General features: G+C 41.6%; 10 protein-coding genes and 1 pseudogene. 8 read left to right on the plus strand and 3 right to left on the minus strand.

Features of this window, described 5'->3' with window-relative positions:
* The first annotated feature begins 204 nt into the window (after nt 1-204).
* On the plus strand, nt 205-1,497 hold the full coding sequence (locus IGJ01_RS00355; protein ID WP_430601288.1) for a PTS sugar transporter subunit IIC: 1,293 nt from the start codon (nt 205-207) through the stop codon (nt 1,495-1,497).
* 275 nt (nt 1,498-1,772) lie between these two features.
* Nucleotides 1,773-3,215, plus strand: coding sequence for a glycoside hydrolase family 1 protein (locus tag IGJ01_RS00360; protein ID WP_005226517.1), 1,443 nt, complete (start codon nt 1,773-1,775; stop codon nt 3,213-3,215).
* A gap of 107 nt (nt 3,216-3,322) precedes the next feature.
* Here IGJ01_RS00360 and IGJ01_RS00365 read toward each other — a convergent pair whose 3' ends face one another.
* A complete protein-coding gene (locus IGJ01_RS00365) occupies nt 3,323-3,679 on the minus strand; it encodes an MmcQ/YjbR family DNA-binding protein (RefSeq protein WP_005232842.1) in 357 nt (118 codons plus the stop codon).
* Nucleotides 3,680-3,934: 255 nt separating this feature from the next.
* Here IGJ01_RS00365 and IGJ01_RS00370 point away from each other — a divergent pair, with 255 nt between their 5' ends.
* The 5 genes and pseudogenes from IGJ01_RS00370 (at nt 3,935) to IGJ01_RS00390 (ending at nt 8,361) form a co-directional block, all read left to right on the plus strand.
* A complete protein-coding gene (locus tag IGJ01_RS00370) occupies nt 3,935-4,264 on the plus strand; it encodes an AbrB/MazE/SpoVT family DNA-binding domain-containing protein (RefSeq protein ID WP_086298932.1) in 330 nt (109 codons plus the stop codon).
* Nucleotides 4,254-4,545: pseudogene (locus IGJ01_RS00375) on the plus strand (type II toxin-antitoxin system RelE/ParE family toxin). Before IGJ01_RS00370 ends, IGJ01_RS00375 begins: the two are co-directional and overlap by 11 nt.
* Nucleotides 4,546-4,694: 149 nt before the next feature.
* Nucleotides 4,695-5,501, plus strand: coding sequence for a MurR/RpiR family transcriptional regulator (locus IGJ01_RS00380; protein ID WP_008376679.1), 807 nt, complete (start codon nt 4,695-4,697; stop codon nt 5,499-5,501).
* Between the two features lie 110 nt (nt 5,502-5,611).
* Nucleotides 5,612-6,877, plus strand: coding sequence for a PTS sugar transporter subunit IIC (locus tag IGJ01_RS00385; protein ID WP_008376678.1), 1,266 nt, complete (start codon nt 5,612-5,614; stop codon nt 6,875-6,877).
* A 44-nt stretch (nt 6,878-6,921) separates the two neighbouring features.
* Complete coding sequence (locus IGJ01_RS00390; protein ID WP_016611636.1) at nt 6,922-8,361, plus strand: glycoside hydrolase family 1 protein; 1,440 nt, start codon at nt 6,922-6,924, stop codon at nt 8,359-8,361.
* An 81-nt stretch (nt 8,362-8,442) separates the two neighbouring features.
* Here the strand turns inward: IGJ01_RS00390 and IGJ01_RS00395 are convergent, their stop codons facing one another.
* Both IGJ01_RS00395 and IGJ01_RS00400 read right to left on the minus strand, forming a co-directional pair.
* Nucleotides 8,443-9,195: an ABC transporter permease gene (locus IGJ01_RS00395; RefSeq protein WP_016611635.1), complete on the minus strand. Its 753-nt coding sequence runs from the start codon at nt 9,193-9,195 to the stop codon at nt 8,443-8,445.
* Nucleotides 9,192-10,133 (minus strand): ABC transporter ATP-binding protein, encoded by a 942-nt coding sequence (locus IGJ01_RS00400; RefSeq protein ID WP_087664747.1) that lies wholly within the window; start codon nt 10,131-10,133, stop codon nt 9,192-9,194. Before IGJ01_RS00400 ends, IGJ01_RS00395 begins: the two co-directional genes overlap by 4 nt.
* Nucleotides 10,134-10,228: 95 nt before the next feature.
* Here IGJ01_RS00400 and IGJ01_RS00405 point away from each other — a divergent pair, with 95 nt between their 5' ends.
* Nucleotides 10,229-11,194, plus strand: a complete 966-nt coding sequence (locus IGJ01_RS00405; protein WP_061053539.1) for an Rgg/GadR/MutR family transcriptional regulator — start codon at nt 10,229-10,231, stop codon at nt 11,192-11,194.
* The last annotated feature ends 116 nt before the right edge of the window (nt 11,195-11,310 follow it).

Here is an 11,310-nt window from a genome sequence, read left to right on the forward strand (position 1 = left end):
ATTTCATTAATTAGGGAACAAATCAATTTCATGAAAATAGATTTCACTTAAATGAAGAATATATGAAAGCCAAAATCAATCGCTAAGAGAGCGGTTTCAAAAAGTGGTGCTTTTTGTTAACTTTAAGGCGATCAATGAATTCTTGAGGCCCAAGCAAAGCAATGATCTCTTATTTTTATTAAACATAAAGAAAGAAGTGATGAGATGAAAAAGAAAAGTACTATGGACAAGTTTACGGATTTCGCATTGAAGATATCTGAGCCATTAGGAAAGTTTGCTAATACAGATGCTATTTTTTCTATTGTTTCAGGATTGACTGCGGTGATGCCGATCATTATGATAGGCTCAATATTTCTTATATTTTATGTATTAGGCTCACCTGATGTGGGGACAAGTGGCAAAGCCTTATTACCATTTCTATCACCGTGGACACAAAATTTTGTTTGGTTAAATAACGCTACTCTGGGGATGATGGCTTTGTATTGCTCTGTAGCGATTCCTTATACATTTGCGGAAAGAAAAAAAGTCAGCACAAAAAGTGCCTCGTTGATGGGGATGGCTACATTTATCTTATTTACAGTGGGGGGCTTAGATAGCGAAGGTGGCATTCTTATTAATTCTTTTAGTGCAAGTGGGTTGTTTGCGTGTATTTTAACCAGTTTGATCAGTGTGTCGATATTGAAGTGGTGTATTGAACATAATGTCACTATTAAAATGCCTAGTTCAGTACCTCCGAATGTCGGACTGGCTTTTGCTTCGCTGATTCCTTATGCAATTTCTTTTACATTAGCTTGGTCTATCCGCTCTCTTCTAAACTTTGATTTTGTTTCTTTCCTAAATTCAGTTCTGGAGCCTATTATTTCAGGGTCAGATTCCATTTGGACGGCCATGTTGTTATCATTCTTAGTTTTATTGTTATGGAGTGTAGGTTTGCACGGTGATAATATGCTACTGTCGCTTTTTACACCCTTTGGGCTGATGTGGATTAATCAAAATGCTGAAGCACTAAGTAATGGTGTGCCAGCAAACGAGTTACCGCAAATTTTGGCGGGAATCGGTCAAACAGGATTGTTGCGTTTATCTATCTGGACCTCTGCAGTATGGCCGTTGATCTTTCTAATGGTCATTTCCAAAAACAAATTTTTAAAAACATTAGGGTGGACTACATTTGGACCTGGAATTTTTACGATCGTTGAGCCAGTAGTTTATGGATTGCCAATTGCTTTAAATCCATTCCTCATGATTCCTTTTATATTAAGTGGTACCGTGGCTACAGGAATCGGTTACTTGCTAATGTCTACGCCCTTGTTAGGAAAATTTTACGCTCTAGTTCCTTGGGCAACGCCACCGTTTCTCTTAGGTCCATTAGGAACAGGAGATTGGAAAACGATCATTATTCCAGTTATGGCATTTATTATAGGGTTGGTTATATATTTACCTTTTTGGCGATTATATGTGAAATCCCTAGAAGATGGGGCTGTTGAAGAATCCGTGTAAAAAGTAGTTGAATCCCTTCTCATGAAGAGAAAAAAAAGAGCTGTCTTAAACAGAAGAAACCGATTTTATGATGACAAGCCAACGAGTTAGTGCTATAGTTAAAGAAAGAAAACCCACGTGGATTGTTACTGACTCGATCAGGCAAGACCTAAATAAGAAAGCGCTATTCTCGTTTTAGCAGCGGCTCTTATTTAGGTTTTTTGTTTTTTTATCGGAGATTTTTCAGTAACCAGCTAGGTAGGTTTATCAAAAGAAAACAAAAGGAGAACGAGCAAATGGCAAAATTTCCAGAAAATTTCTTATGGGGCGGCGCGACCGCAGCGAATCAATTAGAAGGGGCGTTCGATCGCGATGGCAAAGGATTGTCAGTGGCGGATGCAATGCCTGGCGGCAAACAGCGTTTAGCGATTTTAGGTAGTGATACGTTTGATTGGACGATCGATGAGGACAAATACACTTATCCAAATCATCGCGGGATCGACCATTATGACCGTTTCAAAGAAGACATTGCGTTGTTTGCAGAGATGGGCTTCAAGAGCTATCGTTTTTCTATCGCTTGGACACGTATCTTTCCAAAAGGCGATGAAACGACACCAAACGAAGCTGGGCTAGCATTTTACGATGCGCTGATCGATGAATGTTTGAAATACGGGATCGAGCCAGTGGTTACGATCTCCCACTATGAAATGCCTTTGCATTTAGCCAAAGAATACGGTGGCTGGAAAAATCGAGCATTGATCGATTTCTATGAGCGTTTTGCAAAAGTCGTCTTGGAACGGTTCCACAGCAAAGTCAAATACTGGATGACCTTCAATGAGATCAACTCTGCTTTCCATTTCTCTGCATTGAGTCAAGGAATGGTCAACAGCACGGGTGCCAGCGACTTTACAAACGTGATCCAAGCGTGGCACAACCAATTTGTTGCCAGCAGTAAAGCAGTCAAAATCGGCCATGAATTAAACCCAGAGTTACAGATCGGTTGTATGATCATTTATGCAACGACTTACAGCATTGATGCGAACCCAGTCAACCAAGTGGCGACGATGATCCATAATCAAGCCTTCAACTACTACTGTGCCGACGTGCAGGTACGTGGAAAATACCCATCCTTTACGGATCGTTTGTACAAAGAACACGGCGTCAATAAAGAGGATCTTGAGATTACCGAAGAAGACTTAGCCTTGATTGCTGAACATACTGTTGACTATGTTGGCTTCAGCTACTACATGTCTTCTGCCGTGGATATCACCACAGAAGAAGCCGATGAAGTGCAAGGAAACTTGTTAGGCGGCGTCCGCAATCCATTCTTAGAAGCAAGTGAATGGGGCTGGCAAATCGACCCAGAAGGGCTGCGCATCGCGTTGAATGAATTGTATGATCGTTATCAAAAACCGTTGTTTATCGTGGAAAACGGCTTAGGAGCCATTGATACCTTTAACGAAGAAGGTAAGATCGAAGATGACTATCGTATCGATTACTTGCGCCGCCACATTGAAGCAATGGGGGAAGCGATTGCTGATGGCGTAGACTTGATCGGCTACACGCCATGGGGCTGTATCGACCTTGTCAGTGCTTCAACAGGCGAAATGAGCAAACGCTATGGCTTTATCTATGTTGACTTTGATGACGAAGGCAACGGCACGATGGATCGTTCCAAGAAAAAATCCTTCGATTGGTACAAACAAGTTATTGCAACAAACGGAGAAGAGTTGGCCTAAGTGTTTCGTTAGACTCACGGATGACGCAGGATCCGTTATAAAAGAAAACCGATCAACGGTGCTCCTATACTGGCGCATCGTTGATCGGTTTTTTGTGATATTTGGGTTTAACGGGTATGTTCATAGCTGTCTCGTAACAAAGATTGGAGTTGTTTTTCTGATACAGAGCCATCTAGTAATGCGGTGAGCCAATGGTTTTTATTCATGTGATAAGCGGGTAAATAGCCGTGACTTTGATTGATGATCGAAACCATTTCGGGCGCTGCTTTGACATCTAAAATCTCGATCATTCCCGTTCCTTCCAGGCCTAATTTCTGCTTTTCTACAGTCATCAGCAAGCCAAACCATTTGCCGCTTTTACGGTGCCGCAAGACTTGGTACTCGGGAAACTTTGCAAATGGATGGTCGATCTGAACATCATTGAAGGTCTGAGCGAATGCGATCAGACGGTTTTTAAGATCCATGGGTATCCCTGCCTTTTTATTCATTCAACTCCAGTATACCGTATTTTTGCCAATATTTCGCTGGAAAAGGAGATTGGGCTCTTTGGTTTAATGAGCCGTATCACCTGCTGCATCGATAGTCATAAATAAGGTAAAGTAGCAGGCGGTTTATTTTCTCAATTTGACACTCAGCTTTCGGCATTACTTGTCATTACATTCGATTACGATATAATGTTCTTACAGAGTAATTACAAAAACAGAGAGAGGAGTGCAACGATGATTACGAAAACAAGAAAACAAGGGAATTCCATTATGTTGACGGTGCCCAAAGACTTTGGTATTCCCAATGGTGTGGAAGTAGAAGCAAAGCTAGTAGAAAATGGAATCTTGTATGAATTTATTGAACCGGTAAAACCATTCGATGATTTCAGTGAAGATATCTTGACTGATATTATTAATGAGGGATACGAACACGAAGATATTTTATCCGAATTTAAAGCGCGTAAGAGTAAGATGATTTCTTCATTTAAGACAATTGCAAAGGATACTGCTACCGACGGGAAAGCAATGACCAAAGAGGAGTTGGCAACTGAAATTGGCTTATGAGGTGATTCCATCTAGACAAGTAGTGAATTATTTAAAAAAGTTGAAGGAGAAACCGCTGAAACAAAAGTTTCTTCATGTCATTTATGATGAAATAGCTGTCGAACCGTATAGCGGCGATCAAAAAAACTGGCGATTTAGCTGGAATCTGGTCGAAGGGTTTTAAGTATGCAGGGACAACCTGTCGTATTGCTTATGATGTGATCGATGACCAAGTGATTCCAGTCTTGTTATGTGGCACCCATGAGAATTTTTATGAACAGTTAAAGCAGTTAATGAAATAACTGGGGACCCGAATCGAAGAGTTGCGCGTAGGCGGACTCTTTTTTTGATTTCTATTAAAAAGTACAATAAGTGAAAGGTTCTAAGAAATGGATGCCTATGCTAAGATAGAAGAAACCGGCAGCGTAAATAAGCAAGTGAGGTGGTCGCTATGAAAACGACAAGTCAAGTATACATTCGTTTAAATGAACATCTATTTAAATGCAAAAAATACGATTTGAATTTTTTGATAACAAAACTTTTAATTGAGCGAATCGATGAATTTCCTGCGATCTATATTGAAGAAATCGCCTATGCTGCACAGACGACCCCTGCCAGTATCACTAAATTTTGTAAGAAACTTGGTTATGCTAGTTTTAAAGAAATGCGTAATGACCTCACGATTTATTTTGAACAAGAATACCATTTAGCAAATACGATGTTTGAAGGGATGCTAGCGAATCTCGATACAAAGAGTAAAGTATCTGAAATGGTTGACCAATTTTTAGCACGAGAGTACATGGTCCAAAAACAGATTTTTGACCAATTTGATCAACACCAATGCACACGGATCGCAGAAGAAATGAAACGAAAAAAACGAGTGGCGATTTTGGGTAACAGCTATTCTTTTTCGGTTGTTAATCTCCTGCGGGAACTGCTTAGTCAAATGGGCTATATCGTTTTTGAAGTAAACCGTAATGCGGAAGATCAGCTGATTGATCAAGTATTGCGGGAAACAGATATTTGTTTTGTGATCAATCTAACAGGCAGCTGGATCGATAAAAAGGCCTATTTGCTTGAAAAAACGGCCTGTCAGAAAGTTTTATTGACGTTCAGCGAGCAAGCCGCTCAAAGTAATCTCTTTGAAGAGCGTGTCTTGTTTAAAGAGGTCGTTCCATTGATGTCATCGAATTATTACTCGCAAAAAGTGCTTCATCTATGGATGATTTTTATGATTATGAATATGAGAAAAGAGTAAACGTAAAAAGCTATTTTCCATTTTTGGAAAATAGCTTTTATTGTTTCCTTATGAGAAAGCGCTTATATTCAAGTTAAGATATATCTTAAAAAATTTAGGAGGATTTACTGATGGATAAATTAATGCAATTTATTGAAACCAAAGTGATGCCGCCAATGATGAAACTTTCTAATCAACGTCACTTGAGTGCTGTTCGCGATGGATTGATCGCAACGATTCCAATCACAGTGATCGGATCGATCTTTTTATTGATACCGTACATTCCATGGCCTCAATCCTATGTATCGTTTATGGGCAATCATCCCGACTTAGTGGCAAAACTGATCATTCCCTTCAATATGAGTATGGGACTGCTTTCGATCTATGCAGCTTTTGGCATCGGCGCACGATTAGCGCAAAGCTACCAACTGGATAGTTTGGCAGGGGGCGTTTCTGCAATTTTTACCTTTTTTACTACATTGACCTTCACTTCTTTAGATGAAGGAACGTTTATCTCTACGCAATATCTTGGAGGAGAAGGCATGTTCGCCAGTATTTTGACCGCTATATTAGCAGTCGAGTGCATGCGCCTTTGTAAAAAATACAATATCGGGTTTAAACTGCCAGAGCAAGTACCTACGAATGTCAGCAGCAGTTTTGAAGTGATTATTCCCGTGTTTTTTTCAATGACGATCGTTTGGATCATTGTTCACTTGATTGGCTTTGACATCAATGCCCTGATTGCAAGTTTGATCACACCCTTATTAAGTGTTTCTTCCAACTCGTTAGCAGCACCCTTGGTCTATGTAGGATTGACTTGTATAATGTGGCTATTCGGGATTCATCCGCAAATATTAGCGACGGTGATGTTGCCGATCTGGCTAGTCAATTCTGAAGCAAATATGGCAGCAGCACAAGCCGGACAAGCGATTCCTAATCTGGGGGTACAGCCGTTTATCTTTACTTTCTTATGGATCGGCGGTGGCGGAGGAACCTTAGCACTTTGCGCAATGATGTGTTTCTCCAAATCAAAATTTTTAAAACAACTTGGTCGTCTCAGCTTTATTCCTGGGGTCTTCAACATCAATGAGCCACTGTTGTTTGGGTTGCCGATCGTTTTGAATCCAGCACTGGCGATTCCCTTTGTCGTGGCACCAATCGTCACCACTTTCGTGACCTATTTCGCGTTTGTGTCCAATCTTGTTCCCGGAATGGCGTATCCATTAGCGGCTGTGTGGACGGTTCCGAGTATTTTTTCAGCAGTGATCGCAACAGCCAGCATTCGCGGTGCTGTCTTAGTAGTGGTGAATTTCTTGATTTATTTGGGTATTTATTATCCTTTCTTCAAGGCCTACGAGCGCAAATTAGTGCTTGAAGAAGGTCAAACCGAAGCATAAGTCTATGAGATGAGCAATCAAATTTTGAGAAGAGGAGCAATGACATGAAGAAAAATAAGAAGCAATTTCCTGCCGATTTTTATTGGGGAGGTGCAGTTGCCGCAAATCAATTAGAAGGGGCCTATCTTGAAGGGGGAAAAGGCTGGAGCGTGGCAGACATCAATCGCTTTCGTAATGATATCGATATAAAAAAGAAAAGCAACAAAGAAATAACGACGGCAGACGTTGAATTTGCTTTAAATGATCAAGAAGGGCGTTACCCTAAACGGGATGGGATCGATTTTTACCATACATTTCGTGAGGATCTGGCACTCTTGGCAGAAACAGGCATGAATTCGTTTCGAACATCTATTAGCTGGGCGAGAATTTTTCCAAAGGGAGACGAACAAACGCCCAACGAAGAAGGGTTGCGCTTTTATGACGAATTGATCGATTGTATCCTTGAAAACGGTATGGAACCCTTGATCACCTTGTCTCATTATGAAATGCCGATCCATTTAGCGATGGCTTATGATGGCTGGTCAAATCGTAAACTGATTGATTTCTTTGTTCATTTTGCGCAAGTCGTATTCAAGCGATACCAAGGAAAAGTCAAATATTGGATCTTAGTCAATCAAATGAACTTAATTACCCATGAATCATTTAACCACCTTGGTATTCCCGCTGACCGAGTCGACAATCTGAAGCAAGCTAAGTACCAAGGGGTTCACAATGAATTGGTAGCATGTGCGAGAGCGATCAAAGTAGGGAAAGAAATTGATCCTTCTTTTCAAATTGGTATGATGTCTTATTATGGCAATGTTTATCCAGCTACTTGTAAACCGTTGGATGTTCTGAGTGCTCTCAAAAATAATCAAATGGAATATTATTATTCAGATGTACTTGCGCGGGGAACTTATCCGAATTATGCCTATCGCTTTTTTGAAGAAAACGGCATCGAGATTCAATTTGGGGAAAACGATGAAGCGGACTTCAAGCATACGGTCGATTTTGTTTCTTTCTCCTATTACTACACGCGAATCATTCATAGTGAAAACTACGGGAAAGAAGACGCAGCTTCGCCTAACCCTTATTTAGAAGCCAATGACTGGGGCTGGGCGATTGATCCAATTGGGTTACGGATTGCTTTGAATGAGTATTATGATCGGTACCAATTGCCGATCATGATCACAGAAAATGGTATGGGTTTTTATGAGACATTGAATGAAGAAGGAACGATCGATGATACGTATCGCATTGATTTTCTGAAACAGCACATTGAACAAATGAAAGAAGCAATCTATGATGGCGTAGAACTGATCGGCTACTATCCTTGGGGACCGATCGATCTTGTTAGCTGCTCCTCATCAGAAATGAGCAAGCGGTATGGGTTCATTTACGTGGATCTAGATGATTGGGGCAATGGTTCAGGAAAACGGTACAAAAAAGCCAGCTTTGACTGGTATAAGAAAGTGACGGCTTCTAACGGAGAAGTCCTCGATTAAAAAAAAAGCGGCAACGACGAAGCAGAAGCTTGATCGTTGCCGCTTTTTTTATAAGAGAGTCAGAAAAGGTAGCCGGCGTCATTAGCGTATCCGTTTCTGATAAAGCATTCGTGCCAAGAACCAGCTCACGACTACGATACCGCCGCACCAGCTAAAGGCACTGATCAAGGTGGTATCTTTCAAGTTTAACAAAAGCCCTCGCAAAGAATGGATGATCGGCGACATTGGTTGGTATTCAGCAAAAATGGCTAACGGGCGCGGCATGGTTTCCGTAGGGACGAAACCAGAGCTTAAGTAGGGCAACAGGGTGATCAAGACAGTAAACAAGGTAGCTGTCTCGGGGCTTTTGGCGATGAGACCAACCAGAACTGAGACCCAAGTAAAAGCGAAGGTGAAGCAAAAGATCAATAGGAAGGCGAGCCCCCAGCCAGCAACTGTGGCTTGAGGGCGAAAACCGATGACCATGGCAACGATCAATACGACCAAGGTACTGATCAAGCTCCGAAGGGTCGCGGCGAAGACATGGCCGTTTAAAAAGGCTGAGTTAGAAATATTCAAGGTCATCAGCCGTTCCACCATGCCGGATTTCAAATCTTCCGTCACCGTTACCCCAACGGAGGAAGCACTTTGGGCGATACATTGGACGAGGACACCGGGAACGACAAAATCGACATAAGAAGTATCGCCGACGTTCATAGCTCCACCAAAAACATAGACGAAGAGGATCATTAAAATCGCTGGGGTCAAAATTCCACTTAGCAGAGTCTCCATACTGCGAATCGATAGCAAGAGATTGCGCTTGAATAAGGTGTTGGTTTCTATAATTGCTTTCATTGGTTTCCTCCTTGGACAAGTGTTAGAAAAATATCCTCTAAAGAAGCATTCTTTTGATTAAAACTGGTGATGGTGATCGGTAGTTGATTGAGTTCCTGCAACAGCGTGAAGGAATGCTGGAAGTCTTGACTGACGGGAAATGCCAGAGAGAGACTGGACTCATTGACTTGCAGCGGAAAATCAGACAGATGCTGACGCACGGTTTGCAAGTGTTCTTTTGTCAATACGCTGATTTCCATCGTTTGCGAAGGGTGCAGTGCTTTGACTTCTGTTGGTGTTCCTTGCAAGATGATTTTCCCTTCATGCAAAATGGCGACTTGGTCTGCTAAAAATTCAGCTTCTTCTAGGTATTGGGTCGTCAGGAAAATCGTTCGTCCTTGAGCGGCGATTTCTTTGATCATGTGCCATGTGGCTAAGCGGTTTTGCGGGTCTAACCCGGTCGTCGGTTCATCTAAAAAGAGCAGGTCAGGTTCGCCGATAAAACTCATGGCGATGTCTAAGCGCCGTCGCATGCCACCAGAATAATTTTTGACGAGTCTGTTGCTGGCATCCACCAAATCAAAACGCTCTAACAACTGTTGGACGATCAACTGTTTGTTTTTGACATGGCGCAAGGCAGCAATCATCAGCAAGTTTTCTCGTCCGGTTAGTTCTTGATCGACGGCGGAAAATTGCCCCGTCAGACTGATTTTTTCGCGAATCGCTGCTGGATCTTTAGTCAAGTCGATCCCGGCGATCAGCGCGGTTCCTTGATCAAAAGGCAGGATAGTGGACAAAATTTTGACTAAAGTGGTTTTTCCAGCGCCGTTTGATCCTAGTAAGACAAATACTTCGCCAGGAGTGACGTCAAAAGTGACCTCTTTCAAAACGGTTTTGTCTTTGAAACTTTTTTGTAAATGTTTCACGTGAAGCATTTTCTTTTTTACATGGGTATCCATAGCTTTTCCCTCGTTTCTATAAGATAATTCAACTATAAAGGCTCTTCGGGAAAAGCAACTGCTTATTTCAATATATTGAAAAAGAAGGTGAAAAAATGAACAATTATGGTGCGACAGTGAAAGAGCTTCGCAAAAGCAAAGGCTTACTATTGAAGGAATTAGTGGACGAACAATTGTCGATGTCTTTGTTATCGCAATTTGAAAATGGCAAAACGACGATTTCCTGCGAACGATTTCATCGTTTGCTAGATAAACTAGAAGTGAGTTTTGCCGAATTTCAACTGCTGCATACGGGGGAGCATCATTCGGAGGCTCAAAAGCTAATGGTCGACTATGTCCGTTCGATGGGGATCGAATCTATTGATGAAGTACCTAAACTAAAAAAGAAATATCAAAAGCTCACCGCCTACTTTCAACGACATTACTCCTTGGAGCTGGACCACTTCTTACAACTGATCCGTTTTGACTACTTGATGAAAGAGGAGCTTTTTAAAGGGGTGCCCATCCAGGAGGCGTACCCGAAACACAATTATTGTTTGGACTCTGCGAAACATTACTTGCTGAATACCGATACATGGGGTGTTTATGAGCTGCGGCTATTTGCCCGCGTAGCAGTTTCGATGGAGCCAGCTTTGCTTTGGCGCTGTTTGACGATCGCCATCAAAAAGAGTCAGCGCTTTGCAAAAATCCCCGGCAACAAAGATATTCTATACAACACGTTTGAGACGGTGTTTTCCGTCTTTGCTGTTTTTGATGAGGTGGATTATGCGGAAAAGACCTTTCATTTATGGCGAGATCATGTTTATGAAAAAGAACACATTGAGCAAGCGATCTTTATGCCGTTTTTTGAAGGCTGGACATGTCTATTAAAACAAAACAAGCCAAAAGCGGCGGACTTAATGCAACAAACGTTAGATCAATTGGAAAGATTAGGGATGAAGACCACGTTTTCCATGTATCAATCATTAAGCACGTTTGTTTTAAAGGAGGATTTCCCGGGAATTTTATTGAGTGATCCTTTGCTTTCTGAGGGAACTCGTTACGGGTGGGAAGAGCCCTAAAAAGCTATATTCCGCTGATGAAAGCGCCTTATGTTTAAGAATCGGAGAGGAAGTGATTAAAAATCAGTAAATGCAAGCAATTTGCTTCTTTTTTACTGATTAGAGGAGTATATTCG

Source organism: Enterococcus sp. AZ089, assembly GCF_050547225.1.
Taxonomy (GTDB): domain Bacteria; phylum Bacillota; class Bacilli; order Lactobacillales; family Enterococcaceae; genus Enterococcus_D; species Enterococcus_D entomosocium.